This is a genomic window from Micromonospora humidisoli, assembly GCF_016900955.1.
Lineage (GTDB): Bacteria > Actinomycetota > Actinomycetes > Mycobacteriales > Micromonosporaceae > Micromonospora > Micromonospora wenchangensis.
The window spans coordinates 659,727-682,734 of record NZ_JAFEUO010000003.1 but is presented as its reverse complement, the minus strand read 5'-3'; the positions used below and the strand labels follow the sequence as shown (position 1 = coordinate 682,734).

Annotated in this window: 32 protein-coding genes; 26 read left to right on the top strand and 6 right to left on the bottom strand. The window is 71.5% G+C overall.

What is annotated here, in order from left to right; genetic code table 11:
* The first annotated feature begins 76 nt into the window (after nucleotides 1-76).
* From JQN84_RS13935 to JQN84_RS13820, 24 genes are all read left to right on the top strand, one after another.
* Complete coding sequence (locus JQN84_RS13935; protein ID WP_204958755.1) at nucleotides 77-1,174, top strand: HNH endonuclease; 1,098 nt, start codon at nucleotides 77-79, stop codon at nucleotides 1,172-1,174.
* On the top strand, nucleotides 1,171-2,046 hold the full coding sequence (locus JQN84_RS13930; RefSeq protein ID WP_204958754.1) for a hypothetical protein: 876 nt from the start codon (nucleotides 1,171-1,173) through the stop codon (nucleotides 2,044-2,046). Before JQN84_RS13935 ends, JQN84_RS13930 begins: the two co-directional genes overlap by 4 nt.
* On the top strand, nucleotides 2,043-2,345 hold the full coding sequence (locus JQN84_RS13925) for a hypothetical protein (RefSeq protein ID WP_204958753.1): 303 nt from the start codon (nucleotides 2,043-2,045) through the stop codon (nucleotides 2,343-2,345). Before JQN84_RS13930 ends, JQN84_RS13925 begins: the two co-directional genes overlap by 4 nt.
* Before the next feature lie 152 nt (nucleotides 2,346-2,497).
* Complete coding sequence (locus JQN84_RS13920; RefSeq protein WP_307821208.1) at nucleotides 2,498-2,770, top strand: HNH endonuclease signature motif containing protein; 273 nt, start codon at nucleotides 2,498-2,500, stop codon at nucleotides 2,768-2,770.
* A gap of 164 nt (nucleotides 2,771-2,934) precedes the next feature.
* The gene (locus JQN84_RS13915) at nucleotides 2,935-3,438 is read left to right on the top strand and encodes a helix-turn-helix domain-containing protein (protein WP_204958752.1); all 504 of its coding nucleotides are present in this window, start codon (nucleotides 2,935-2,937) and stop codon (nucleotides 3,436-3,438) included.
* Nucleotides 3,419-5,038 (top strand): terminase large subunit domain-containing protein, encoded by a 1,620-nt coding sequence (locus JQN84_RS13910; RefSeq protein ID WP_204958751.1) that lies wholly within the window; start codon nucleotides 3,419-3,421, stop codon nucleotides 5,036-5,038. Before JQN84_RS13915 ends, JQN84_RS13910 begins: the two co-directional genes overlap by 20 nt.
* 15 nt (nucleotides 5,039-5,053) lie before the next feature.
* Nucleotides 5,054-5,248: a hypothetical protein gene (locus JQN84_RS13905; protein ID WP_204958750.1), complete on the top strand. Its 195-nt coding sequence runs from the start codon at nucleotides 5,054-5,056 to the stop codon at nucleotides 5,246-5,248.
* Nucleotides 5,245-6,420 carry a phage portal protein gene (locus JQN84_RS13900; protein ID WP_204958749.1) on the top strand — a complete coding sequence of 392 codons (1,176 nt, stop codon included), beginning with the start codon at nucleotides 5,245-5,247 and terminating at the stop codon, nucleotides 6,418-6,420. Before JQN84_RS13905 ends, JQN84_RS13900 begins: the two co-directional genes overlap by 4 nt.
* Nucleotides 6,417-7,094, top strand: a complete 678-nt coding sequence (locus JQN84_RS13895; protein WP_239485288.1) for an HK97 family phage prohead protease — start codon at nucleotides 6,417-6,419, stop codon at nucleotides 7,092-7,094. The genes JQN84_RS13900 and JQN84_RS13895 overlap by 4 nt, the downstream gene beginning before the upstream one ends.
* Nucleotides 7,095-7,240: 146 nt before the next feature.
* Nucleotides 7,241-8,629, top strand: coding sequence for an HlyD family secretion protein (locus JQN84_RS13890; RefSeq protein ID WP_204958748.1), 1,389 nt, complete (start codon nucleotides 7,241-7,243; stop codon nucleotides 8,627-8,629).
* Between the two features lie 78 nt (nucleotides 8,630-8,707).
* Complete coding sequence (locus JQN84_RS13885) at nucleotides 8,708-8,938, top strand: hypothetical protein (RefSeq protein WP_204958747.1); 231 nt, start codon at nucleotides 8,708-8,710, stop codon at nucleotides 8,936-8,938.
* Between the two features lie 34 nt (nucleotides 8,939-8,972).
* Nucleotides 8,973-9,539 carry a head-tail connector protein gene (locus JQN84_RS13880; RefSeq protein ID WP_204958746.1) on the top strand — a complete coding sequence of 189 codons (567 nt, stop codon included), beginning with the start codon at nucleotides 8,973-8,975 and terminating at the stop codon, nucleotides 9,537-9,539.
* A gap of 13 nt (nucleotides 9,540-9,552) precedes the next feature.
* Nucleotides 9,553-9,972 (top strand): hypothetical protein, encoded by a 420-nt coding sequence (locus tag JQN84_RS13875; RefSeq protein ID WP_204958745.1) that lies wholly within the window; start codon nucleotides 9,553-9,555, stop codon nucleotides 9,970-9,972.
* A gap of 3 nt (nucleotides 9,973-9,975) precedes the next feature.
* Entirely contained in the window at nucleotides 9,976-10,725 is a 750-nt protein-coding gene (locus tag JQN84_RS13870) for a hypothetical protein (RefSeq protein WP_204958744.1), read from the top strand.
* Between the two features lie 66 nt (nucleotides 10,726-10,791).
* Complete coding sequence (locus JQN84_RS13865; protein WP_204958743.1) at nucleotides 10,792-11,202, top strand: phage tail protein; 411 nt, start codon at nucleotides 10,792-10,794, stop codon at nucleotides 11,200-11,202.
* Nucleotides 11,203-11,205: 3 nt separating this feature from the next.
* Nucleotides 11,206-11,694, top strand: coding sequence for a hypothetical protein (locus JQN84_RS13860; protein ID WP_204958742.1), 489 nt, complete (start codon nucleotides 11,206-11,208; stop codon nucleotides 11,692-11,694).
* Nucleotides 11,695-11,699: 5 nt separating this feature from the next.
* Nucleotides 11,700-12,116, top strand: a complete 417-nt coding sequence (locus tag JQN84_RS13855) for a hypothetical protein (RefSeq protein ID WP_204958741.1) — start codon at nucleotides 11,700-11,702, stop codon at nucleotides 12,114-12,116.
* 132 nt (nucleotides 12,117-12,248) lie between these two features.
* Complete coding sequence (locus JQN84_RS13850) at nucleotides 12,249-14,162, top strand: phage tail tape measure protein (protein ID WP_204958740.1); 1,914 nt, start codon at nucleotides 12,249-12,251, stop codon at nucleotides 14,160-14,162.
* A 1-nt stretch (nucleotide 14,163) separates the two neighbouring features.
* Complete coding sequence (locus JQN84_RS13845) at nucleotides 14,164-17,424, top strand: hypothetical protein (RefSeq protein WP_204958739.1); 3,261 nt, start codon at nucleotides 14,164-14,166, stop codon at nucleotides 17,422-17,424.
* An 11-nt stretch (nucleotides 17,425-17,435) separates the two neighbouring features.
* Nucleotides 17,436-17,870 carry a hypothetical protein gene (locus tag JQN84_RS13840; protein WP_204958738.1) on the top strand — a complete coding sequence of 145 codons (435 nt, stop codon included), beginning with the start codon at nucleotides 17,436-17,438 and terminating at the stop codon, nucleotides 17,868-17,870.
* 47 nt (nucleotides 17,871-17,917) lie between these two features.
* Nucleotides 17,918-18,133, top strand: coding sequence for a hypothetical protein (locus JQN84_RS13835; RefSeq protein ID WP_204958737.1), 216 nt, complete (start codon nucleotides 17,918-17,920; stop codon nucleotides 18,131-18,133).
* Entirely contained in the window at nucleotides 18,130-19,068 is a 939-nt protein-coding gene (locus JQN84_RS31385) for a hypothetical protein (protein WP_239485287.1), read from the top strand. Before JQN84_RS13835 ends, JQN84_RS31385 begins: the two co-directional genes overlap by 4 nt.
* Entirely contained in the window at nucleotides 19,068-19,574 is a 507-nt protein-coding gene (locus JQN84_RS13825; protein WP_204958736.1) for a hypothetical protein, read from the top strand. The genes JQN84_RS31385 and JQN84_RS13825 overlap by 1 nt, the downstream gene beginning before the upstream one ends.
* 83 nt (nucleotides 19,575-19,657) lie before the next feature.
* On the top strand, nucleotides 19,658-19,915 hold the full coding sequence (locus tag JQN84_RS13820) for a hypothetical protein (protein ID WP_204958735.1): 258 nt from the start codon (nucleotides 19,658-19,660) through the stop codon (nucleotides 19,913-19,915).
* A gap of 141 nt (nucleotides 19,916-20,056) precedes the next feature.
* Here JQN84_RS13820 and JQN84_RS13815 read toward each other — a convergent pair whose 3' ends face one another.
* Together JQN84_RS13815 and JQN84_RS13810 are read right to left on the bottom strand one after the other, a co-directional pair.
* The gene (locus JQN84_RS13815) at nucleotides 20,057-20,533 is read right to left on the bottom strand and encodes a hypothetical protein (RefSeq protein ID WP_204958734.1); all 477 of its coding nucleotides are present in this window, start codon (nucleotides 20,531-20,533) and stop codon (nucleotides 20,057-20,059) included.
* A 132-nt stretch (nucleotides 20,534-20,665) separates the two neighbouring features.
* The gene (locus tag JQN84_RS13810) at nucleotides 20,666-20,902 is read right to left on the bottom strand and encodes a hypothetical protein (protein WP_204958733.1); all 237 of its coding nucleotides are present in this window, start codon (nucleotides 20,900-20,902) and stop codon (nucleotides 20,666-20,668) included.
* Between the two features lie 58 nt (nucleotides 20,903-20,960).
* Between JQN84_RS13810 and JQN84_RS13805 the strand changes: the two genes are divergently transcribed.
* Complete coding sequence (locus JQN84_RS13805) at nucleotides 20,961-21,263, top strand: hypothetical protein (RefSeq protein WP_204958732.1); 303 nt, start codon at nucleotides 20,961-20,963, stop codon at nucleotides 21,261-21,263.
* Nucleotides 21,264-21,331: 68 nt separating this feature from the next.
* Here the strand turns inward: JQN84_RS13805 and JQN84_RS13800 are convergent, their stop codons facing one another.
* From JQN84_RS13800 to JQN84_RS13785, 4 genes are all read right to left on the bottom strand, one after another.
* On the bottom strand, nucleotides 21,332-21,766 hold the full coding sequence (locus tag JQN84_RS13800) for a hypothetical protein (RefSeq protein WP_239485286.1): 435 nt from the start codon (nucleotides 21,764-21,766) through the stop codon (nucleotides 21,332-21,334).
* A gap of 218 nt (nucleotides 21,767-21,984) precedes the next feature.
* The gene (locus JQN84_RS13795) at nucleotides 21,985-22,245 is read right to left on the bottom strand and encodes a hypothetical protein (RefSeq protein ID WP_204958731.1); all 261 of its coding nucleotides are present in this window, start codon (nucleotides 22,243-22,245) and stop codon (nucleotides 21,985-21,987) included.
* Nucleotides 22,242-22,442, bottom strand: coding sequence for a hypothetical protein (locus tag JQN84_RS13790; protein ID WP_204958730.1), 201 nt, complete (start codon nucleotides 22,440-22,442; stop codon nucleotides 22,242-22,244). Before JQN84_RS13790 ends, JQN84_RS13795 begins: the two co-directional genes overlap by 4 nt.
* Nucleotides 22,439-22,606, bottom strand: a complete 168-nt coding sequence (locus JQN84_RS13785) for a hypothetical protein (RefSeq protein WP_204958729.1) — start codon at nucleotides 22,604-22,606, stop codon at nucleotides 22,439-22,441. The genes JQN84_RS13790 and JQN84_RS13785 overlap by 4 nt, the downstream gene beginning before the upstream one ends.
* A gap of 142 nt (nucleotides 22,607-22,748) precedes the next feature.
* On the opposite strand from JQN84_RS13785, the gene JQN84_RS13780 reads away from it, so the two are divergent.
* A complete protein-coding gene (locus JQN84_RS13780; protein WP_372445976.1) occupies nucleotides 22,749-22,985 on the top strand; it encodes a GntR family transcriptional regulator in 237 nt (78 codons plus the stop codon).
* The last annotated feature ends 23 nt before the right edge of the window (nucleotides 22,986-23,008 follow it).

Here is a 23,008-nt window from a genome sequence, read left to right as displayed (position 1 = left end):
CGCGGCCACCTTGGCAGGTGGCCGCGCTTTGCCGTATCAGGAGAACCATCGATGTTGATCTTTGGGGCGGTGGGTCGTGCCGTACTGGCTTGAGAGCGACACCTTCCACACCGAGCCGGTGTGGGAGGTGCTCGCCGGCGGGGTCGCGGACCTCGTCGACGCGTTGCAGTCGGCGCTGTGCCGCCTGAAATCGGTGGCGTCGTCAGTGCTGTCCGACGGCTACCTGACCGAGGGCATGGCGTTGCAGCAGTGCCGGGGACGGAAGAAGATCCTCGGTCTGCTGACCACCGGGGTACTCGACCAGCCGCCGCTGCTGCACCGCCAGGGCGACGAGTGCGAGTGCCTCGGCGACGGCTGGATCACCGGGTACGCCTACCGGATCCACGGCTTCAGCAAGCGGAACCCGTCCCGGCGGGAGTACAACCGCAACCGGGCGCAGAAGGCCGACCTCCGCGACGCCCGCCTCAAGGCCCTCGTCTACACCCGCGACGGTGGCTGCTGCCGGTACTGCGGCAGCGGACCGCTGTCGCCGAAGTCCGGCCGGGCCAAGGACCCCCGCAAGCGGATCCACTACGACCACGTCGACCCCGACCAGCCCGCCGGTGCCAACGCCGAGAACTTCGTCTTGAGCTGCAAGCGCTGCAACGAGCACAAGGGCCACCGCCTGCCCCACGAGGCCGACATGGTGCTGCTGCCCATCCCCACCCCCGAGCAGGCCGCCCGGATGCGCACCCGCGATCAGGTGCTCCACGACCTGCCCGCCGACGGAGATCACGCACCGATCACCGACGAAACGACGACCAATCACGATCACGAACAAAAACCGATCACCGAACGGACCGATGAACCCATCACCGACCACGAACGCGATCGAAACGCCGATCCGGCACCACCAGTGCGCCTGAACCCCGACAACACCGCCACCACCACGACGACCAATCACCACCCCGAAGGGTCCGGGCTGGGTCGGGGCGGGAAACCCGAGGTGAAACCCCCACCACCCACCCCACCCACCCCCTGGTCACACCAGCCAGCCCGCAGCCCCCAGCACCCCGACATCTACCACCGGCGCTCCCGACCAGCTCCCACCCAACCCGACCCGTACATCTGGCCCCCCGGCGCAGTCCCTGCACACCCCGCCCCGCCCGCACAGCCCGCCCCGGAGGACCGATGACCACCACCTACTCCCCGCCGCCCCGGGTCGTCGACCTGCGCGACGCTGTCGAGCGACTTCGGGAGTCGCTGGCCTGGCTGTGGCTGCTGACGGCCCCCGGCCGGGAGCGCCGGCCCGGCCGGCCCGTCGACGAGGACCAGGCCGAGATCCTCGAAGCGCGCGGGCACGCCGCCCGGACGTGGCGGGAGGCGAACCTGCGGCACGGCATGGGCGCGCTGGCACCGTCGGCGGCGGCCGCGCGGCTCGACGTCGTCGACGCCCTCACCGTCGTCACCCGGATCCTGACCCGGCTGGCCCGCCTCGTCGCCGAGGGCCGCGCCTCGTCGTACGTCGGCGGCGGCCGGCCCGTCGACGTGCTGGACTGGTTGACCGCCGGCGGGCCCGGCCGGCCGTGGGTGGTCGACGCCGCCGGCGACGCGTGGCGGGCCGGCGTCCTCGACGACCTGCACGACAACCGGGACGCGTACCTGGTGGGCAGGATCGCCGAGCACATCGCGTGGGCGGACGAGGTCGCCCGGGCGGCGGCCGGCGTGGTGGCCGAACCGGTGCGGCCGATCGAGCACCGGTGCCCGGCCTGCCGCCACCGATCCCTGCAACTGCGGCACGACGGCCGCGACAAGCGCCGCTGGACGGTGGAGTGTGTACGCCGGACCTGCCTGTGCGCCGGGGCCGGCTGCGGCTGCCTCCGACGCGACCGACGGCCCGGCCTGGCCCACGTGTGGACCCGGGGCGAGATGGAGGGACCGGGCGGGCTGGCCACCGCCGTGGCGATCGCCCGCCGCCTCGACGAGCAGGGCCGGCGCCGGCCCACCGTCCGCAGCACCACCACCGGACACGGCGGCTGGTCCGACCGGCGGACCGGCGCGGCGTGAGCGGCGTGGTCGTGGTCGATGGCGTGCAATGGTGGACCACCGCGTACGCCGTGGCGCAGCTACGCGTCGACCGCAAGCTCATCAACCAGTGGGTGCTGCGGTCCCGCCGTGCTGGCCACGTCGCCGGTGCCAGCCCGCAGGACTGCCCACGCTGCCAGTCGAACCCTGACGGCTTCCCGCACGTCGACCCACCGGTGCGACGGGCCGGAATCTACGGCTACGTCGGGGAGCAGTTGCTGGCCGCCGAGGAGCGGACTTCGTCAGGGATGCGAGGTGGTGTCGTTCGGACAGACGTTTGACAAGATCATCTCTGGCATATCACCATGGGCGCAGCGCCAGGAGTCTGTTCGGTGCCGCGATCTACCCTGCCAGTCACCCGGGATCGGCTCCGGGACGCAGCCCCCGCCCTGGCGGGGGCTGCGGCGTATGGGTAGCCGATGGGTGGGGCCGGGTGAGCCAGCACAGCGAGGACAGCCAGGCGTACCGCCGGTTGCGGCTCCAGTTCCTGGAGGATCACCCGGTGTGCTGGATCTGCCAGCACGGTGGTGCCAACCAGGTGGACCACAAGATCCCGAGGTCGAAGCGGCGCGGCCGGTTGGAGACGTGGAACTGGCGGCCGGCGCACGGCCCGCCTGGCTGCCCGACCTGCAAGCGCTGCTGCAACCAGGTACGCGGCACGGGCGACGTAGCGCCGACTGCATGGGTGACGTCGCCTGATTGGTGAGCACCGATGCGGTGATCACGCCTCGCGGTCGACGTTTGCGCAGGTCAGAGTAGGTGCGGCGTCCGGTTTTTTGGGTTGGTCAGCCTGTCGACCCCGCGCCAAGCCGACATTTTTTTCTCCCCGGGCCACGTACAGGGCCCGGATCTGATCGGGGGGATCAGCAGATGACCGAGCCGATCAGCGCCGCGATCAGCGCCGCAATCGCTGCTGCCCGGACCGCTCACGGCGGAACGCGGGACGACGTCGCCGCGGCGGCCCGGGCCGCCGGTGCGCCGGCGACGTTCACCGCGGCCGCGCTGCGGAACCTGGAGATCGGGCGCCGCTCGCCGTCCGTCGACGACCTGCTCTGGTTGGCGGCCGCGCTGAACGTGCCGGTGCGGCAGCTGCTCGCCGAGCACGCCGACCTGTTCGGCCACGAGGCGTACCGGCCGCCGGAGTGCGGCGCGGTGGAGGACGCCACCCGGTCGGCGGTGGAGGACCTGGGCGAGCTGACCGGCCGGCAGGAGGCCCTGGCGCAGCTGGCGTACTCCCTGGCCGCCGACATCGACGGCGAGGGCGACCGACGGCAGCCCGCGCAGCTGGCCCGGGCGCTCACGGACACCCTGGACCAGCTGTGGCAGCTGAAGCCTGCACCGACCGAGGAAGAAGATGGCCTCGGCGCTGAGTGACCGCCAGCGGATCGGCCCGGTGCCGCTGCGGGTGGGGATGTCCCCGGAGGAGATCTACGCGGCGTACGGGCTGACGTGCCCGCCCCGGGTCGGAACGCTGCGGAACCCGGCCCGCAAGACGTACGGGGTCGGGGTGGCGCGGATCGCCGCCCAGCTAGGCCAGCCGCTGATGCCGTGGCAGCGGTACGCGGTGGACACCGCGCTCGAGGTCGACCCGGACACCGGGTGGTTGGTCTACCGGGACGTGACGCTGGTGGTGCCCCGCCAGTCGGGCAAGACCACGCTGATCCTGTCGGTGAAGGCGCACCGGGCGTTGAAGATGGGCAGCGAGGCGCTCCGGTTCCGGCCGTCGCAGGGTCCGCGCCAGTTCATCCTCTACGCCGCGCAGAAGCTGCTGGCGGCCCGGCGGAAGTTCGTCGAGGAACACCTGCCGGTGCTCCAGGCGTCCCCGTTGTCGTCCCGGTTCACCACCCGGCTGGCCAACGGGTCGGAGAGCGTCCTCTGGGACACCGGGGCGTTGGACAGCATCACCGCGAACACCGAGACGTCCGGGCACGGGCCGACGCTCGACCTCGGGGTCGAGGACGAGTTCTGGGCGGCGGTCGACCATCGGTTGGAGCAGGCGTTCTCGCCGGCGATGTTGACCAGGTGGTCGCCGCAGCACTGGCGGGTGTCGACCGAGGGCACCGAGGCGTCGACGTACATGGCCACGAAGGTGGAGCTCGGCCGCCTGGTCGTCGCCTCCGGCGAGCCGACGCAGATCTGCTACCTGGAGTGGTCCAACCTCGACGGCCCCCGGGACGCGCCGGCGACGTGGCTGACGTGCATGCCGGCGCTGTGCCCGACCCCGGGCGAGTGCGACTGCTCGCCGACCTGGCGGCACACCGTCACCCTGGACACCGTCGCCGGCGAGCTGGAGAAGTTCAAGACCACGCCGGACGAGTTCGACCGGGCGTACCTGAACCGGCGCAAGGGCAGCGTCCTGCCGCCGGATCCGAACGTGCCGCCGGTCGAGCGGTGGAACGACCTGATCGACATCCGGCAGGCACCCGGTGACCTGCTGGCGTTCGGGATCGCCTGTGACTGGCAGGGCACCGAGGCGGCGATCGTCGCGGCCTGGCCCGGCGAGGGCCCGGTGAAGCACCACCTGCGGGTGATCGAGTACAAGCCGGGCGTCGACTGGCTGCCGGACCGCTGCGCCGAGCTGGACGAGCGGTGGACGCCCGTGGCGTGGGGTGTGGACCTCGGTGGAGGTCCGACCAAGCAGCTCAAGCAGCCACTGCTGGACGTGGAGATCGAGCTGCCCAGCGGGGAGCCGAAGCGCGGTGACATCGCCTCGCCGCTGGTCAGTGACAGCGCCGCGTACACCGCGACGCTGCTCGGTGAGGTCCGCGCCGGCACGATGCGCCACGAGGGCCAGGACGCCCTCACCGACGCGTACAAGGTTGCCCGGACGAAGCCGTCCGGCGATGTGTGGCTGCTGGACCGCAAGGCCAGCGGCAACGTGATCTGCCTCCAGGCCGCGATCTCGGCGCTGTTCGCGCTGGAGACCCGCAAGCACCTGGCGGACGACTACGACGTGGCCGATTCGTTCGGGTGAGGGTGAGGAGGAGCTGTGCGTGATGTCGTGACTCTTGCCCTGGATGTGCTCGGTCTGCTGCTGCTCGCGGCCGGCCTGGGCGTCGCCGTCGGGCAGCTGGCCGGCCCCGGCTCCGGGCTGATCGTGGCCGCTGTGGTGGTGCTCGCCGGCCGGTGGTGGGCCGACCGTCGGGGGCAGCCGACGCCGGGGCGGCCGGGTGAGCAGCTGTGAGCCTGTTCGGTCGTGGTGCTGCCCGGGCAGCGAGCATCACCAGCGCGGAGGATCTGCTCGCCGAGCGGCGGGGGCGCCGCAGCGCCGGCGCGGTGGTGACCAACGAGACGGCGCTGCGGCACTCGGCGGTGTGGGCGTGCCTGACGCTGCGGGCCGACCTGGTGTCGACCATGCCGGTGGACCTGTACCGGCGTGTGGCGGGTGTCCAGGCCGAGGTGCCCAAGCCCCCGGTGCTGATCAACCCGGGCGGCGAGAAGGTCGACATGCAGGAGTGGCTGTGGGCCACGCAGTTCGACCTGGACCGGGGCGGCAACACCTTCGGCGTGGTGACCGAACGGAACGCGCTCGGGTTGCCGGCGCGCATCGACCTGGTCGCCCTGTCGGACGTCACCGTCCGGGCCAAGGGCGCGACCATCACCGAGGTCCGCATCGGCACCGACACCTACACCGATGAGCGGCTGGACGACATCTGGCACGAGCGGCAGTACACGGTGGCCGGGATGCCGCTGGGCCTGTCGCCCGTGGCGTACGCGGCCTGGTCGCTCCAGGAGTCATTGTCCGCGCAGCAGTTCGCCCTGGACTGGTTCGGCGGCTCGGCTATCCCCATGGCGGAGTTGAAGAACACCGCGAAGAAGATCAACAAGGTGGAGGCGCAGACCGCGAAGGACTTCTACCGCGCGGCGGTGGCGAACGGTGACCTGTTCGTGCACGGCAACGACTGGGAGTACAAGCCGATCCAGACGGTGGCCGCGTCCAGTGAGTTCCTGCGCACCCGGGAGTTCGGGCTGACGGACATCGCCCGGTTCTTCGGCGCACCGGCGGACCTGATCGACGCGGCGGTGTCCACCGGGTCGATCACCTACGCCAGCATGACCCAACGGAACCTCCAGTTCCTGATCATGAAGTTGGGGCCGGCGGTGAGCCGGCGGGAGTCCGCGCTGTCCCGCCTGACCCCGAAGCCCCGGTTCGTGAAGCTGAACCGCAACGCGCTGCTCGCCATGGACCCCGAGGCCCGGGCGCGCACGATCAAGACCGAGCTGGACTCCAGGCAGCTGACGCCTGACGAGGCGCGCGCCCTGAATGACCGGCCGCCCCTGACCGATGCCGACCTGGCCCAGTTCGACCGGGTGTTCGGCGCTCCCCGCACGCAGCCGACGGAGGCGAAGGCATGAGCATGACCACCCGGGACGTCGCCGCTGCGGCGGCGGAACGCGCCCAGCACGTCCGCCAGCGGGCCGACCGGCCGTCGCAGCGCCGCTCGGCGGAGCCGGCCGGATCCCGTGCCGTCGTGCGGGCGGTGCTCGGCAACCCGCAGCTGCGCGCCGCCGCCGGTGACGCCGGCGTGCTGGAGTTCACCGGGCACGCCTCGGTGACCGAGCGCGGGTACGAGATGTGGGACTGGTACGGCCCGTACACCGAGGTCATCTCCGCCGACGCGTTCACCCAGACGCTGGGCCGGTCGGACCTGGACGTGCCGCTGGTGCTCGGCCACGACCAGCTGCGCCGCATCGCCCGCACCACGAACGGCACCCTGGACCTGTCGGTCGACGACACCGGTCTGCTCGTGGCGGCTCGGCTCGACCCGGCCGACGTCGACGTGGCCTACATCGCGCCGAAGCTGGCCGCGAAGCTGGTCGACGAGATGTCGTTCGCGTTCCGGATCGAGTCGGGCACCTGGTCGCCGGACTGGACGCAGTTCCGCATCGACCAGGTCGACATCCACCGCGGCGACGTCGCGATCGTCGGCTACGGCGCGAACCCGGCCACCGACGCCAGCCTGCGCCAGGCACGCGGGTCCGACCGGCGGGCCCGGGCGCTGCTGGAGCTGGCCATCGCCGGCGGCTGACCGCCGCCCCACCTGACTCCCCGCGCACCCGTGCGCGGGTCATCTGCCCTGCTCTGCCTCGCACGAGTCCACCCGGCGCTACTGCCTCGGGTGGCCGTCTGACCTGGACGGGCGTCCACCGATCACCTCACGAACGGAGTACGAGCATGACGCTCGCCGAGCTGATCGCCCGGGCGCAGGAAACCCTGCGTACCGCGATCGCCGCCCGCCGGACCGCCCAGGACGCACTGACGGCCCTGCGGGCGGACCCCAACCTGACCGAGGACGCGGTCACCGCCCGCCGGGAGGCGCGCGACGCCGCCGACGCGGACGTCACCCGCGCCCAGGAGGCGCTGGACGAGCTGCTGGACGAGCAGCGGCGGGAGGACGAGGTGGCGGCCCTGTCGGCCCGCACCGCGCCGACCGCGAGCCGGGCCCCCGCCTACGACCGGGTGGCCCGGGTCGGTGCCGAGGAACGCACCTACCGCCAGGACCAGGACCCGCGCGGTGCCAGCTTCGAGCGCGACGTCGCCGCGGCGTTCATCGGCGACTACGAGGCCCGCGACCGGCTGACCCGGCACATGCAGGAAGAGCGGACCGTCCGCGGCGACCAGCTGCGCGCGGTCGGCACCGGCGCGTTCACCGGCCTGGTGGTGCCGCAGTACCTGACCGACATGTATGCGCCGGCGGCCGCGGCGGGACGGCCGTTCGCCGACGCGATCCGCCGGCACGACCTGCCCGCGCAGGGCATGACGGTCAACATCAGCCGGATCACCACGCCGTCGTCCGCCGACAACCAGTCGGGGGAGAACAACAACGTCGCCGAGCAGGACATGGACGACACCCTGCTCACGATCCCGGTGCAGACCGCCGCCGGTCAGCAGACCATGTCCCGGGCGTCGATCGAGCGTGGTGCCGGCACCGAACCGATCGTCGTCGACGACCTGTTCCGCCGGTATGCCACCAACCTGGACGGGAAGCTGATCAACCAGGCCACCACCGGCCTGTCGGCGGTGGCCACGGCGGTCACCTACACCGACGCGTCCCCGACGACCGCCGAGCTGTACCCGAAGGCGATCGAGGGCCTGTCGGGGGTGGAGGCGGCGCTGCTGGACCAGGCGTCCGGGGAGAACCTCGCGGTGATGCACTCGCGGCGCTGGTACTGGATGCAGAACGCGATGGGCACCTCCTACCCGCTGATCACCCAGCCGGGGGTGGTGGCGCAGACCCTCGGCGCGAACTACGGCGAGCGGTACGGCCGGGGCGTGCGCGGCATCCTGCCCAACGGCACGCCGGTGATCGTCGACAACAACATCGCGACGAACCTCGGTGCCGGCACCAACGAGGACGAGATCTACCTCGGCGACCGCAACGAGTTCCACCTGTGGGAGGACCCGAACGCGCCGATGTACATCCGCGCGGAGCAGCCCAAGGTGGCCAGCCTCGGCGTGCTGCTCGTGGTCTACGGCTACTACGCCTACACCCACCAGCGGTACGCCCACGCCCGCAAGATCTCCGGCACCGGTCTGGTCACCCCGACCTTCACCGGCGCCTGATCCACCGCCGGCACCCGGCCGCCCACCGGCCGGGTGCCGGCCCCGCTCCGATCCGATCAGTGAAGGGAACCGCCCGCGATGAGCGACGAGCAGAAGATCAACGACCCGAACCCGGCCGGCACCGCCGAGGCCCTGGTGCACGAGCGCGCCGGCCTGGTCCGGGCGGCGGCCGCCGCGACCGACGACGCGAAGAAGAAGCGCTACACCGAGCGCGTCGGCCAGGTCGACGAGCAGCTCAAGCTGCGCGGCTACAACCCCAAGGGCGAGCTGCTGCGCGGCCGGCAGGCCCCGCCGCAGCAGACGACCTGACCTGTGCCGATCGCCGCGTGAGGGGACACCGAGGATGGCGACGTACGTGGACCTGACCACCTTCAAGGAATACCTGGGGGTGACCGACAACTCGCGGGACACGCTGCTGGACCAGGCGCTCCAGACCGCGTCGCGGCACGTCGACAAGATCACCGGCAGATCGTTCACCGCCGCCGACAGCCCCTCGGCGAGGGTCTACCGCACGCATGGCCGGGTGGTGCCCGGTGACGTCGACGGGGATGGGCTGCTGGTCGACGACATCGCCGACGTCACCGGGCTGACCGTCGATACCGGCGCTGGCGGCACCTGGACCGCGTACACCGGGTGGACGGCGGACCCGGCCGGGCCGGGCCTGCCGGTGTCGGTGCTGCGCGGCCGGTGGTGGACCACCGCTGTGCGGGTCACGGCCCTGTGGGGTTGGCCCGTGGTGCCCGACGAGGTGCGGCAGGCGACGTTGCTCCAGGCGGCCCGGCTGCACAAGCGGCGGGGCAGCCCGGAGGGCATCGCCGGGTCGGCCGAGTGGGGCGCGGTCCGGGTGTCACGTACCGACCCGGACGTGGAGGCCCTCGTCAGCCCCTACGTGCTGCCCGCGTTCGCCTGACAGGGGGAGACCTGTGGACATTTCCCGGGTTCGTGCCGGGCTCGGCGCGGCGGCCGGCACGGTGGTGTCCGACCCGCCGCTGACCACGTTCGGGTACGTGCCGGACGCGTTCGAGGCTCCGTGCTTCTTCCCGGCGGAGGTTGATGTCGACTTCACCGGCGCGTTCGGCCGGGGCCTGGACGAGCTGATGGTGACGTGCCGGGTGCTGGTCGGGACCGCCGATGACCGGGCGTCGCAGCAGCTGCTTGACGGCTACCTGTCCGGGGCCGGGCCGGCCAGCCTCAAGCAGGCGCTGGAGGCGGACTCCACGCTCGGTGGGGCGTGCGACGACCTGATGGTGCTGCGGGTCCAGGGGTACCGCTACTACGAGCACACCGGCACGAAGTACGTCGGGGCGGAGCTGGTCGTGAAGGTCATCGGGGACGGGAGCTGAGCCATGGGCAAGTTCGTGCTGAAGGGCGTGCGGCTGTTCGTCGGCGGTGCCGACCTGACGGGCAACACCAACAAGGTGGAGCTGTCCAGCGAGGTCGAGGTCAAGGACGCGACGGCGTTCAACCCGGCGTCCCCGACCGAGGTGTGGCAAGAGGTGCTGGCCGGCCTGGCGTCGACGAAGGCGTCCGGGGCCGGCCAGTGGGAAGCTGCCGACCCGAGCCGGGTCGATGACGCGTCCTGGGCGGGGCTGGGTGGGGTTGGGGCGTGGACGGCCTGCCCGGCCGGCGCGGCCGTCGGCGACGTCGCGTGGCTGACCCGGATGATGCAGGGCAGCTATCAGTTGGGCGGCGCGGTGGGCGAGGTGGCCCCGTGGTCGGCGGACTGGTCCGGATCGTGGCCGCTGTCGCGTGGCCAGGTGCTCCACCCGCCGGGCACCGCCCGTACGGCGACGGGCACCGGCACCGCCCGGCAGCTCGGTGCGCTGCTGGACACCGGCGCGTTGTACGTCACGCTGCACGTGCTGTCGGCGGCCGGCATCACCCCGTCGATCACGGTGGTGGTCGAGTCCGACGACACGGTCGGATTCGGGTCGCCGACGACCAGGGCGACGTTCACCGCCGCCACCGCCCGGGGTGGCCAGGCGGTCAAGGTCGCCGGCCCGGTCACCGACGACTGGTGGCGGGTCCGCTGGACGATCTCCGGCACCACCCCGTCGTTCCTGTTCGTGGCCGCCGCCGGCATCGGCCCGGCCTAACCCCCTGATTCGTCTCCCGGCCCGCTCGGTGCCCGGGCAGTTGTCATGCCCTGAGGAGGGTTCCCCATGCCGAAGATGGTTCTGAAGGCCGCCTATCTGGCGATCAACGGTGTCGACGTGACTGCGTTCACCAGCAAGATCGAGCTGACCGCTGAGGTGGAAGAAAAGGACGTGACCACGTTCGCCTCCGGTGGCTGGACCGAAGTCCTCGGCGGCATCGCGTCCGGCCAGCTCGCGGTGGGCATCAAGCAGGACGTGGCGGCGGCCGCCATCGACTCCATCATGTGGCCGTTGTTCGGCACCGTCGTCAGCTTCGAGACGCGGACGTCCAACTCCGCCGTGGGCACGTCGAACCCCAAGTACACCGGCAACGTGCTGGTGAAGGAGTGGAAGCCGATCGCTGGCGGGGTCGGCGACACCGCCGAGCACGACGTCACCTATCCGACGTCCGGTGCGATCGTCCGGGCCACGGCCTGACCGATGATCGAGCTGTCGACCGACCAGGAGGCGCTCCAGGCCCTGGCCCGGGCACTCGGTGAGCAGGCGGACGGTAAGCGGCTGCGGCGGGAACTGGCCAAGGGGCTGCGTCAGGCCCTGGAGCCGGCGAAGCAGGAGGTCCGGGCCGGCCTGATGGGTATGAGCACCGCCGGGATCCCGGTCGAGGGTCCGCCGCTGCGCACCGTGGTGCTGTCGAAGCTGAAGGCGGAGGCTCGGCTGACGGGCCGGTCGACCGGGGCCCGGCTGCGGATCCGGAAGAAGGGCATGCCGCGCGGCTTCGCGAATGCCCCGAAGCGGCTCAACAGCCGCAAGGGCTGGCGGCACCGGGTCTACGGCCGGGACGTGTGGGTGCAGCAGATCGGCGAGCCGGAGTTCTTCGACCGGCCCACCCGGCAGCACAAGGCGGCGCACCGGGCGGCGGTGCTGAAGGTCATGAACGAACACGCCCGATACATCACCAGGAAGGTTTGACCCTCATGCACGTCACCTACAGCCCCGAGGGCGGCGACGTCCAGCGGTGGAGCTTCGACCCGGACCGGGTCCGCCAGTCCGAGGCCGAGTTGATCGAGAAGCGGTACGGGCAGAACTGGGACAAGTTCCGCGCCGACGTGCAGTCGGGCAGCGCGAAGGCCCGCCGGGTGCTGCTGTGGCACCTGATGCGCCGCGACCACCACACCTTGCGGTTCGAGGACCTGCCGGACTTCTACACCGGCGAGCTGCTGGTGGAGCACTCCGCCGACGAGCTGGCCGCGCTGAAGGACCGGCTGATGAAGGCCAACCTGTCCGACGAGGACCGCGAGCAGATGCTGGTCGCCCTCGACATCGAGATCACCGAGGCGCTGGCCCGGGGTGAGCAGATCGAGGGAAAAGCGACCTCGAACAACGCCGACTGACCCGGCTGGCGTTGTTCGCGCACTACCTGCACATCCGGCCGTGGGAGATCGAGCGGCTGACGGTGGAGGAGTTCCTGGCGCTGTGCGACGCCGTCGATCAACTCAACAAGGCCGAATCCGGGGGGTGATCGTGTGTCCGACACCAGCCTGGTGTTCAACATCCTGGCCAAGGACAAGGCCAGCGGGACCTTCAACAAGCTGAAGGGTGTCGCCGCCACGGCCGGGCTGGCCATCGGGGCGGCGCTGGCCGCCGGTGTCGCGTCGACCCTCGCGCAGTCGAAGACCGACGCGCTGCTGGCGGCGCAGCTGGGCGCCGGCACGCCGGCGGCCGCGAGCGCCGGCCGGGCCGCCGGCGACGTCTACGCCCGCGGTGTGGTCGAGACGATGGAGGAGGCCACCGCGGCGGTGCGGGCCGCGATGCAGAACGCGCTGGTCCCGTCGGGTGCCTCGACGGCGCAGATCGACGCGGTGGCGTCCAAGGTGGCCAACCTGTCGAAGGTGATGGAGGAGGACGCCGGCCGGGTGTCGACGGCGGTGTCGCAGATGATCCGCACCGGGATGGTCAAGTCGGCCAGTGAGGGCTTTGACCTGCTCCAGCGTGGCGTGGAGATGGGCGTCAACAAGAGCCAGGACCTGATCGACACGTTCAACGAGTACGGCACCCAGTTCCGCAAGCTCGGCGTCGACGGGCCGGCCGCGCTGGGTTTGCTGTCGCAGGCCGTCAAGGCCGGTGCCCGCGACTCGGACACCGCCGCCGACGCGCTGAAGGAGTTCGCGATCCGGGCGGTCGACGGGTCGGCCACCACGGCGGCCGGTTTCGCCGCGCTGGGCCTGTCGGGCAAGCAGATGGCCGCCGACATCGCCGCCGGCGGTCCGAAGGCCACCGCCGCCCTGGACCAGACGCTCGACCGGCTGCGCGGGATCAAGGACCCGGTGAAGCAGGGGCAGGTCGCGGTACAGCTGTTCGGGACCAAGGCCGAAGACTTGGGCGCCGCGCTGCTGGCCATGGATCCGTCCAAGGCCACCACCGGGCTGGGACAGCTCGGCGGGGCGGCGGACCGGGCGGGCCGGCAGCTGGAGCAGTCCGCCGGCGCGAAGCTGGAGGCGTTCAAACGCACGGCGCAGCAGGCGCTGGTGGAGAACCTGGCCAAGGCCATCCCCTACATCGAAAAGACGTTCGGGTTCCTGGCCCGCAACTCCAGCTGGGTCACCCCGCTGACCGCCGGCCTGGTCGCGTTCGCCGGGGTGATCTACACCGTGTCGACGGCGATGAAGGTCTGGGCGGTGGTGCAGGCCGTGCTGAACCTGGAGCTGTGGTCCTCGCCGATCACGTGGGTGGTGCTGGCGATCGTCGCCCTGGTCGCGATCATCGTGATCATCGCGGTCAAGACGGACTGGTTTCAACGGCTCTGGGCGTGGGCGTGGGGCGGCATCAAGGCCGGTGCGGCCGCCGTCTGGTCCTGGCTGCAACAACACTGGCCGCTCCTGCTGGCGATCATCACCGGTCCGATCGGCCTGGCCGTGCTGTACGTCGTGCGCAACTGGGACAAGATCAAGGCCGGCGCGACGTCCGCGAAGGACTGGGTGGTCAGCAAGTTCACCGCCCTCGCGCAGTTCGTCTTCGGAATGGGTGCCCGGATCGGGCGTGCCGCCCGGGGCATGTTCGACGGGGTGAAGTCGGCGTTCCGCAACGCCATCAACTGGATCATCGGCAAGTGGAACGGCCTGTCGTTCACCATCGGCGGCGGGTCGTTCATGGGCGTGAGCGTGCCCAGCGCCAGCTTCGGCACACCCAACATCCCGTACCTGGCCAAGGGCGGCACCATCGACCGCTCCGGCCTGGCGGTCGTCGGTGAACGCGGCCCGGAGCTGCTGTCTCTCAACCGGGGCGCGCAGGTCACCCCGCTCACCGGCCGGGGCGGCGGGGTGACGGTGATCGAGCTGCGTTCCGGTGGGACCGCCCTCGACGACCTGTTGGTGGAGATCCTGCGCGGCGCGATCAAGCGGCGCGGTGGCAACGTGCAGGTCGCACTGGGGAGGAGCTGACGTGGCGTTCCCGTCCACCCCGTTGGGTGTCACCGTCGAGCTGTACCTGGGGGCCGTGCTCGGGTGGGTGGACATCACCGCCGATGTGCGGCTCGGTGCGGCCCACTCCGGCGGCGGTATCCAGATCAGCAGGGGCCGCGCCAACGAGGGTGCCGATACCGACCCCGGCCGCTGCTCGATGACCCTGAACAACCGGCACGGCCGGTACAGCCCCCGTAACCCGGCCAGCCCTTACTACGGGCTGATCGGCCGGAACACCCCGGTCCGTGTGCGGGTCGCCGAGGCTGACCCGGGCCGGGCGGTGGCCCTGCCGGGCCGTATCGCCCCCGGCGGCACCGGTGGGTGGCGGGTGACCACCCCGCACCACGCGTCCCTGGCGGTGACCGGGGACCTGGACGTTCGGATCTGGGCGCGGAGCTACAGCCAGTGGCGCGATGAGGGCGGCGTGTCTCTGGCCGGCCGGTACGAGATCAACGTCAACAACCGGTCGTGGGCGTTGCACACCGATGCGCTCGGGCAGATGTGGCTGTTGTGGTCGCCCGACGGGACGCTCGCGTCACGCCGCGAGGCGCGTTCGGTGCCGGTCACGCCGGCCCCGGACGGCACTCTCGCGGTTCGGGCCACCCTCGACGTCGACAACGGGGCCGGCGGGTGCACGGTGACCTTCTACACCGCGTCGAGCCTGGCTGGTCCGTGGACGCAGATCGGCCCGCCCGTCGTCCAGGCGGGCACCACCTCCGTGTTCGGCGGCACCGCCGAGATTGAGCTGGGCTATGAGCGGCAGCTCGGCGTTGAGCCGTTCGCCGGTGAGCTGTTCGGGTTCGAGTTGCGCTCCGGCATCGGCGGCACGGTGGTGGCCAGCCCCAACTTCACCGCCATGACGGTGGGCGCGACCACGCTGACCGACGGGCAGGGCCGGGTGTGGACCCTCGACGGCGGGGCGTTGGTGATCGACCGGGGGTTGAGGTTCTTCGGCGAGGTCAGTTCGTGGCCGGTGCGGTGGGAGCGGTCCGGCCGGGACCGGTGGGTGCCGATCGAAGCCGCCGGTATCTCCCGCCGTCTGGGGCAGGGTGCGAGCGCCGTCCGGTCGCCGCTGCTGCGGACCCTGCTCGCCATTGACCCGGCCGCGTACCTGCCGTTGGAAGACGGCGAGAAGTCGACCCGCCCGTCCAGCTCGGCGGCCGGGGTGCTGGCCGGCGAAAGCCGGCTGGTGACGTTCGGCAGCGACACCTCCCTGCCCGGCGCGGCGAGCACCGCCACCCTGAACGACGCCACCTCGGTCATCATCACCCCGGTCGCCAGCCGACCCACCGCCACCACCTGGTCGGTGATGCTGCTGTTCAAGATGACCGCCATCCCGTCGTCGACCGCCGACAAGACGTACTGCCGGATCCACATGCTCGGCGGCCGGGTCGCCCGCTGGGACCTGCAAGCCTCACAGACCGGCTACCGGTGGGCCGGGTACGACGCCGACGGCAACGAGATCACCAACATGTCCACCCTGCACGGCACCGGCGCGGCACCGAACGGCTGGGTGGCCATGATGCTGCTGCTGACCAAGGGGTCCGGCACCATCGACTACCGGCCCGTGTGGCACGGCGTCGGCTCCGATGTCTTCTACGGCCCGGCCGCGACCACGGTCACCTCCCAGTGGGGGCAGCCGTCCCGGGTGGAGGTGACCGGGGCCGACTACATGACCGGCGCATCAGTGGCGCACCTGGTCGTGGACTCCGAAGAGATCCCGCTCGTCACGGACACGTTCCGGCGCGCGTCGATCGGCTACGCCGGTGAGACGACCACCGCCCGCATGACCCGCCTGTCCGCCGAGGTGGGGGTGCCGGTCACGTTCATGGGCGGCGGGGCGTACACGGAGACGCTGGGCGCGCAGCGCATCGCCCCCTACCTGGAGTTGATGCGCGACGCCGCGCAAGCCGACGGCGGAATCCTCGGCGAACCCCGCTGGCAGTCGGGGCTGGTGTACCGGCCACGCGTGGCCCTGTACAACCAGGCGGCGTTGAGCATCGGGTACAACGCGGGGCACATCGCGGAACCGTTCGAACCGGTCGACGACGACGACCAGGTGGTCAACGACGTCACCGTCTCCCGCGACGGCGGCGGGTCGGCGCGGGCGGTGCAGACCACCGGGCCGCTGTCGGTGGCCGCACCACCGGCCGGGGTGGGCACCTACGACTCGGCGGTGACCGTGCAGATCGCCGACGACGCCCGCCTCACCGACCACGCGGGCTGGCGGCTGCGGCTCGGCACCGTGGATGCCGCCCGCTACCCGAGGGTTCGCGCGAACCTCGCCGGCACCGCCTACACCGCCAACCCGACCCTGCGGCAGCAGGTCGCCCTGGTCGACGTCGGCGACGTCGTCGAGCTGGCCGGGCTGCCGGCCTGGCTGCCGGTCGGGTTCGCCCGGGTGATGGTGCAGGGCTACACCGAAACCCTGGACGCGTACACCTGGGAGATCACCTGGAACGCGTCACCGGCCGACCCGTGGGACGTGGCCACCGCCGACGGGGACGCCCGGGTCGCCGCCGACGGATCGACCCTCGCGGCCGGCATCACGTCCACGGCGACAACGTTGCAGGTCACCTCCACCACCGACAACGGCATCTGGGCAACCGACCCGGACAGCTACCCCCTGGACCTGGCCGTCGGCGTCGAACGGGTCCGCGTCGACGCGGTCGGCCAGGTACTCAACGCCGACCCGTGGTTCGCCTCGGGCATGACGTCGTGGACGGCCAGCAACGCCACCGTGTCGCCGGTGCCGCAGATCGGCCGCGCCAACTACGCGGGGGTCAGCGTCACCGCCGGCGGCGGAACCTCCGGCGGTGTCAACGCCACCAACCGGGTCACCGCCACCGCCGGCACCACCTACATCGCCACGGTCTGGGTGTACTCGACCGTGGCGGTGAAGGCCGGGCCCGCGGTCGACTGGCACACCTCCGGCGGGGCGTACCTGTCGACGGGGATCGTCGGCCCGCCGACGGTCCCGGCCGGCATCTGGACGCCCGTGTCGGGCCGCCTGGTCGCCCCCGCCACCACAGGGCAGGCCGCGATGCGCGCCCGCCACGACAGCACCACCACGGCGGGCACCGTGTGGCTGACCACCGGGGCGACCCTCGTCCCCGCATCCACGGTCGACACGTCGCCGCAGACGTTCACCGTCGCCGCCCGCAGCGTCAACGGCATCATCTCGGCGTGGCCGGCGGGCACCCCCGTCGACGTGTGGCTGCCCGCCATCGCCGCACTCTGAAAGGAACCCCCGTGCCCATCCAGTCCGGTCAACGCGTCGTACCGGGCCGCGTGAACACCCTGCGCGGCTTCGGGCAGCTCAACGCCGCCTACACCGCCACGACCACGGCAACCGATCTGGCGGGGACCACGGTCAACATGTCGACCGCCTACGACGGGGCCACCTACCTGGCGAACTGGTCGGGCGACTTCAACCTCCTGACGGCCGGTTCCCTGACCGGGGTGGTGTCCCTGGTCGTCGACGGCCTGGCGTTGACGTCGCCACAGGCCATCTGGAACCCGGCCAACGTCACCTCGGGTGCCCGCGCGGTGATCAGCCAGACGTACGGCGGTGTCATCGCCGCCGGTGCCCACACCTTCAAGTTGCAGGCCAACGTCGTTGGGGCCAGCGGCTCGATACGCCTCGCCGCGCTTCATACGCAGCTCACCGTTCTGATCTTCCCCTGAGAGGAATCCCCGTGCCGATCAGCGATCCCAACCCAGGCTCGACCAGCATGAGACTGACGATCACTCAGACCGGCACCGGTGCCGGGTTCAACCTGACCGTCGACCAGCCCGTTCCCTCCGGACTGGAGCCGGTGCCGGTGGAGGATGCCCGGCGCGGCTTCCAGGCGATCCTGGACGCGTTGGAGGCCTCGCCAGAGTTCAGCGACGGCTACGGCTGGGTGGCCACGACGGAGCAGGCGAACATCACGCCTAGCGCATCATGACGACGGCTCCGGCTAACCTGCTGGCGGTCCGCCGGCTCCTGCTCGACACCATCTCGTCGTTGGCGTCGGCGGCGGTCGGGATCGTCGGTGATCCGGCCCACCGGGGCGGCTACCACTGTGGCTCCGACCGGGTGGTCACCAACGACTACTCCGTCGTGGAGTCGCCCCGGGACGCAGGTGGCCTCACCCTCTACGCCTCCGGGTTGGACGTGGGCATGTTCAGCGTCCGCTCCGGGGGTGCCACCCACAATCTCCGGACGTTCTCCACCTGGTGCGTCGGCCAGTGCCGGGCGAACGCGCCGGACACCCGGGATATCAGGGAGATCATCTATTCGCCTGACGGCAAGGTCGTCAGGCGGTGGGACCGGCTGGGCAAGCGCAGCTCCGGCGACGACTCGCACCTGTGGCACACCCACTTCAGCTTCTTCCGCGACGCGATCCGCGCCGGGCGGGACCAGACCCCGCTGTTCCGGCGCTACCTGACCACCATCGGCCTACTGGAGGACCGTGACATGACACCCGAAGAGCACGCCTGGCTGGAAACCGTCCACAAGAACCTGACCGTCCTCGACGGCCGCAACCCGGTGGGTCAGATCTACACCCGGATGGCGATGGGGACGGACGACGCGCTGGCCAAGGCGGGCAAGGCGTACGCCTCGGCGCACCCGACGCTGAAGAGCCTCAGCACTCAGCTCGCCACCATGCAGGCGGCGATGCTCGGCGCGGTCCAGGGCCTCGACACCAAGGCGATCCTCGCCCGGATCGACGCTGCGGCGGCCGCCGAGGCGCAACGTGATGCCCAGATGCTGGCCGAGCTGGCCGGCCGGCTGGACGCGGTCGCCGACCTGCTCCGGCGGATGGAGTCCGGAGAGCTGACCGCCGAGCAGGTACTCGCCCAGCTCCGTAACCTGCTGCCCACCGGCACGGCGAACTGATGGATCCGACCGTCCTGACCGCGCTGATCGGCGCCGGCGGCGCGATCGCCGGCGGGGCGGTCGTCGGCCCCGTCGTCGGCCACCTGCTCACCCGACGGATGCGCAGCGCCCAGGCCTCACTGGCTGACGCCCAGTCCAACCAGCTGCGTGCCGATGCGGTCCGGATCGGGCAGGACGTCTACCAGCAGATCACCGCCGACCTCAGAGCCGAGCTGGAGCGGGTCCGTGCCGCGCTCCAGGACGCGCAGGCCTCGCTGGCGAGAACATCAGCCGAGGCGGAGCGGCTCCGTCAGCGGGTCGTGGACCTGGAGTCGCGGACCGCGCAGCTGGAGCGCACCGAGCAGCACCTGTCCGCCGAGCTGCGTGCCGTCCAGGGCGAGCGGGACCAGCTACGCATCCAGCTGGCCGGCCGCGAGGCCACCATCACCGCGCTGACCGCCCAGATCGGCGATCTGAAGATCCAGCTCGCGTCGCTCCAGCCGGCCCCGCACGCGCCGGCCGGCTGACCGCCTGGCCCCGACCGGGGCAGGAAAACGCATTCTCGGCCCGGGCCAGGGTGGTCCGGGCTTCGTCGTACCTGGAGGTGCCCATGCAGCAGCAGCCCATCGACCCCGCGCCCACCCAGACTCGCCACCCCTGGCGGGCCACCGCCCGCACGGTCGTCGCCGGCGCGGTGGGGGCGCTGTCCCTGCTGCCGGTAGTGGCGGTCACCGCCGGCGTCGACGCGGTGCCGGCCGTCGCCCAGGCGGTGGTGGTCGCCGGCGCGATCACCCGCGTGCTGGCGCTCCCGGGTGTGGACGCCTGGCTGCGGACGTACGTGCCGTGGCTGGCGACCGCTCCGTCCTGATCCATCCACGACGCGGCCCCGCTCTCCCTGGTGGAGGGCGGGGCCGCGTCGTCGTGTCAGGCAGGTCAGGGAAAGCGCTTTCCGAACGGTGGGGTCCGGCGTGCCGGCGGGGGCCGGCCGGGGTGGCCGGCCCCCGCCGGGTCACTCCACACAGACCAGGTGCTTGTCCTGGCCGCCGATACGGATCGCCGCGGCCAGCTCCTCGGCGGTGGCGCACCACTGGGCGGACTCGGGGGCGATGACGACCCGGCTGGCGCGTTCGAGCCGGCGGAGCACGTCGTCGAGGCCGGCGCGGGGGACCTGCGGGAGCGCGGTGCGCAGCCGGACCATGTGCACCCAGTCGCCCGCCCCGGCGGCCAGCCGGCCGACGGTCGCGACGACCAGGTCGTCCACGGTGGCCGGCTCGGGCTCGGCATCCCAACCCTGGGCGGCGGCCTCGATCTCGGCGGCGGGGAGGTCACCCTCGTGGGCAACCTCGATCAGGTGGGCGAGGGCCTGGCGGGTGGTGGCGATCCGGATCTCGACCAGCCGGGTGGGGCGGCCGGCCAGCCGGCGGGCGGCGAGGTCGGTCTCCATGTCGGCGATCTGGCGGGCGGTGGTGGCGATGGCGGCGATCATCTTGGTCTCCCTGGCTCGTTCCTGCCTGTACCTAAATTCTACATCACCCTAGAATTCCGCGCAACATAGTGGTGTGGAATTTCTCCACCATGCCCAGCCGACCCCGCCAGGCGGCGGGGCCGGCGCGGTCGGTCAGTAGTAGTCGACCCAGTCGCGGGCGGCGCGGGTCGGCGAGCAGGCCGCGTGGATCACCTCACCGTTCTGGTCGCAGCTCCGGTGAGCGGGGCCGCTGACGTGCTGGCCGCAGTCGGCGCAGGAGCCGAGGTTCTCGCAGGCGGCGCAGGTGGCCTCGGTGCGGTGGACCTCGGCGTCGCAGAACCGCTTGCCGGGAGTCCAGGTGTAGGTGGTGCTGTTCGTCTTCCCGCTCATGCCTAAATTCTACACTGCACTAGAGTTTTCAGCAACATAGTGGTGTAGAATTTTGGGCATGGACCTGACCGACCTCGCCGCCCGCCTCACCGCCACCACCCACCTGCCCCCGCTGGAGCAGTACGCAGCGCTGCGCGATCTCGGCCCGGAGGTCAAGGCCGCCCTGGCGGCAGCCCAGGACGCGGCCATCGCCACGGCCCGCGCCGAACTGCCCGAGGCCGAGGTGGCCGAGCGGGCCGGGGTGAGCGTGTCCGAGGTCCGCCGGCGGATCACAGCCCACGGCAAGCGGGCCGGCACCGGCCGCGGCCCCGGTCGACCCTCGCGGACGGCTGCCGAGCCGGCGAGGAATGCGCTTTCCTGACACCTCAACACGTAGCAGCGCCCCCACCCGACTCCTCGGGTGGGGGCGCTGCTACGTGTTGAGGCAGGTCAGGGGCAGATGTACTCGCGCACGGCGGCGAGGATCTTCGTCGCTTTGGCGGTGCCGAAACCATCCGGGTGTTCAGGGCTGGTGAACCTCTGGTTGGTCAGCTTGATCAAGCGGGCCGTGTCGTCGGGTGCCTCGGCGATAGAGGTGCACTGGTCACGCCCCCGGTTCACCATCGTCCGGTCGTCCTTGTCGCCAACGATGTCGGGGTCGATGCGCTTGAGCGCGGCGATGTACTTCGTAGTGGTGGCATCGTCGGGGACCGGCGGGACGCCGGGTTGGGGAGCAGCCGACGTTGTCGGCGCGGGTGCAACGGGTGCCGTCTCGGTACCGGCCTCGCCGCCGCAGGCAGCCAGTGCCACGAGCAGGGACAAGCCGCTGCACGCCAAGTAGAGCTTCGTACGAAAGGTAGATCTGCGAGAGGTGGCGCGAGTCATGGCGGGCACCGTACTTCCTGTGGCGGGGTGGGTCTGTCAGATCGTTGACGGCCGGGCGGTCCGGGGGCGGGGTCGGCGCGGTGGCGGCTCGGCGGCGGGTCCGGCGGCGCAGCCGGGCCGAGCACAGGCGCACCACCCCCCGGTGACGGACAGCTCCCGCTGGCCGGCGCACTGGTGCGGGAGGTCGAGCACCCCGGGGGCGCAGCCGAGGCAGCGGGTCACCGGTCGGCAGCGTCCCGCAGGGTGTCCGGCGGGACGGCGACACGGATGCACCACGGCTCCGGGCAGGCCACCGACTCCCACCGGCAGTCGAGGCCGTGGGCGTGGATCCACACCAGGCCGAGCGGGTGCGTCTCCGCGACTTCGACCAGGCGCAGGTCCACGTACATCTCGGCGATGACCCCGTCGTGGGTGACCCATTCGCCGGGCCGGAGAGAAATCCGGGTGCCTGGGGCGATGGTCGGCGCGGGCGCGGTCACCAGCTGGCCACCAGCTCGCGGAGCGCGACTCGGTCGGCGCGGTGCCGATCCAGGATGTCGGCGGCCCAGGCGTGCTGGCCGCAGCCGTCGCTGTCGCACTCCAGACACCCGGGCCCGCCGTCGCGGTGCGCGTGGTCGACGCGGGAGGCGACCTGGACGACGTCGTCGACGTGCAGGGGTTCGACGATGCGGCTCACCAGACGTCCCGCCTGTCGGCCGGCTCGATGGCCCAGCTGGTGAGGGTGCCGGGGTACGCCCCGGTCTGGGTGCCGTAGCAGGTCGCCGGCCCGGTCGCGTCCAGCCGTACCGGCGGCCGCCGCCGGACGAGCTGCCGGGCGGCGCGGATGATCTTGCGGAGCATCGGACCTCCAGGGGATGACTGTTGATCACCGTCTGACTGCGCTCCGCAGCAGCCTACCCAACCTACCCACGTAGGTGATCGATTCCATTGCTGCCCGGTTGTTCGCATGCTGCAATTCGGGGCGTTCAGCGCGACGAATTGAGTGACCACTGTGGCCGTCCGCCGGTTGACGTACGAGCAGATCGCGGACGACATTGCCGCTCGAATTGCTGCCGGGGAGTACCCGCCGCACACAGCACTACCGAGCGTTCGCCAACTGGCCGCCCTCTACTCCGTTTCGACGGGCACCATCGACAAAGTACAGATCGTGCTACGCACACGCGGCCTTACCTATGGGGTGCCCGGCCGAGGAGTCTTCGTCGAAGGTCCCGAGGAATAGGCGGATCATCCGCCACCACCACC

Excerpts from the sequence above, each read along its gene's own strand:
- JQN84_RS13930 (WP_204958754.1), top strand. The coding sequence starts at position 1,171 with ATGACCACCACCTACTCCCCGCCGCCCCGGGTCGTCGACCTGCGCGAC.
- JQN84_RS13915 (WP_204958752.1), top strand. The coding sequence starts at position 2,935 with ATGACCGAGCCGATCAGCGCCGCGATCAGCGCCGCAATCGCTGCTGCC.
- JQN84_RS13910 (WP_204958751.1), top strand. The coding sequence starts at position 3,419 with ATGGCCTCGGCGCTGAGTGACCGCCAGCGGATCGGCCCGGTGCCGCTG.
- JQN84_RS13895 (WP_239485288.1), top strand. The coding sequence starts at position 6,417 with ATGAGCATGACCACCCGGGACGTCGCCGCTGCGGCGGCGGAACGCGCC.
- JQN84_RS13890 (WP_204958748.1), top strand. The coding sequence starts at position 7,241 with ATGACGCTCGCCGAGCTGATCGCCCGGGCGCAGGAAACCCTGCGTACC.
- JQN84_RS13885 (WP_204958747.1), top strand. The coding sequence starts at position 8,708 with ATGAGCGACGAGCAGAAGATCAACGACCCGAACCCGGCCGGCACCGCC.
- JQN84_RS13880 (WP_204958746.1), top strand. The coding sequence starts at position 8,973 with ATGGCGACGTACGTGGACCTGACCACCTTCAAGGAATACCTGGGGGTG.
- JQN84_RS13870 (WP_204958744.1), top strand. The coding sequence starts at position 9,976 with ATGGGCAAGTTCGTGCTGAAGGGCGTGCGGCTGTTCGTCGGCGGTGCC.
- JQN84_RS13865 (WP_204958743.1), top strand. The coding sequence starts at position 10,792 with ATGCCGAAGATGGTTCTGAAGGCCGCCTATCTGGCGATCAACGGTGTC.
- JQN84_RS13860 (WP_204958742.1), top strand. The coding sequence starts at position 11,206 with ATGATCGAGCTGTCGACCGACCAGGAGGCGCTCCAGGCCCTGGCCCGG.
- JQN84_RS13855 (WP_204958741.1), top strand. The coding sequence starts at position 11,700 with ATGCACGTCACCTACAGCCCCGAGGGCGGCGACGTCCAGCGGTGGAGC.
- JQN84_RS13835 (WP_204958737.1), top strand. The coding sequence starts at position 17,918 with ATGAGACTGACGATCACTCAGACCGGCACCGGTGCCGGGTTCAACCTG.
- JQN84_RS31385 (WP_239485287.1), top strand. The coding sequence starts at position 18,130 with ATGACGACGGCTCCGGCTAACCTGCTGGCGGTCCGCCGGCTCCTGCTC.
- JQN84_RS13825 (WP_204958736.1), top strand. The coding sequence starts at position 19,068 with ATGGATCCGACCGTCCTGACCGCGCTGATCGGCGCCGGCGGCGCGATC.
- JQN84_RS13820 (WP_204958735.1), top strand. The coding sequence starts at position 19,658 with ATGCAGCAGCAGCCCATCGACCCCGCGCCCACCCAGACTCGCCACCCC.
- JQN84_RS13815 (WP_204958734.1), bottom strand. The coding sequence starts at position 20,533 with ATGATCGCCGCCATCGCCACCACCGCCCGCCAGATCGCCGACATGGAG.
- JQN84_RS13810 (WP_204958733.1), bottom strand. The coding sequence starts at position 20,902 with ATGAGCGGGAAGACGAACAGCACCACCTACACCTGGACTCCCGGCAAG.
- JQN84_RS13805 (WP_204958732.1), top strand. The coding sequence starts at position 20,961 with ATGGACCTGACCGACCTCGCCGCCCGCCTCACCGCCACCACCCACCTG.
- JQN84_RS13800 (WP_239485286.1), bottom strand. The coding sequence starts at position 21,766 with ATGACTCGCGCCACCTCTCGCAGATCTACCTTTCGTACGAAGCTCTAC.
- JQN84_RS13785 (WP_204958729.1), bottom strand. The coding sequence starts at position 22,606 with ATGCTCCGCAAGATCATCCGCGCCGCCCGGCAGCTCGTCCGGCGGCGG.